The organism is Shigella sp. FC1967, assembly GCF_001743005.1.
In the GTDB taxonomy this organism is placed as follows: Bacteria; Pseudomonadota; Gammaproteobacteria; order Enterobacterales; family Enterobacteriaceae; genus Proteus.
Map to the genome: position 1 here is coordinate 1 of NZ_MIIZ01001296.1, position 413 is coordinate 413.

The window sequence follows — 413 nt, forward strand, 5'->3', positions numbered from 1 at the left end:
ATATTACGATATAAACTTCTTATATTTATAAAACACAAAAAAAGAATATCATCGTAATTTTCATCTATATCCTAATAAGACGTAATAAATGGAATTTCCTAAAGATCGAGTTTACCACTCCGTCATCTGCGTACTGGCTTTTATAGGTTACTTCTTTTCCTCTTTTAGCCTATTGCTAACGCCTTCACCTACTACATTGTTTCAATCGCCTTATATCATCTCATTAGTCAGTTTTTTTATTTATCTTCCCTACTGCCTAATTATTTGGTTTGCCTATCAAAAACATATTAAATTAATGCCATTAGGTCGTCTTCATATTACGATATAAACTTCTTATATTTATAAAACACAAAAAAAGAATATCATCGTAATTTTCATCTATATCCTAATAAGACGTAATAAATGGAATTTCC

At 28.6% G+C, this 413-nt stretch carries 1 protein-coding gene; it reads left to right on the forward strand.

All coding sequences use genetic code 11. The features are described 5' to 3' along the window. Positions 1–88: 88 nt before the first annotated feature. Positions 89–328: a hypothetical protein gene (locus tag BHE89_RS21385; RefSeq protein WP_128860766.1), complete on the forward strand. Its 240-nt coding sequence runs from the start codon at positions 89–91 to the stop codon at positions 326–328. Positions 329–413 lie beyond the last annotated feature (85 nt).

What these genes read in the sequence shown, in the direction of transcription:
- BHE89_RS21385 (WP_128860766.1), top strand. Translation starts at nt 89, where the DNA reads ATGGAATTTCCTAAAGATCGAGTTTACCACTCCGTCATCTGCGTACTG.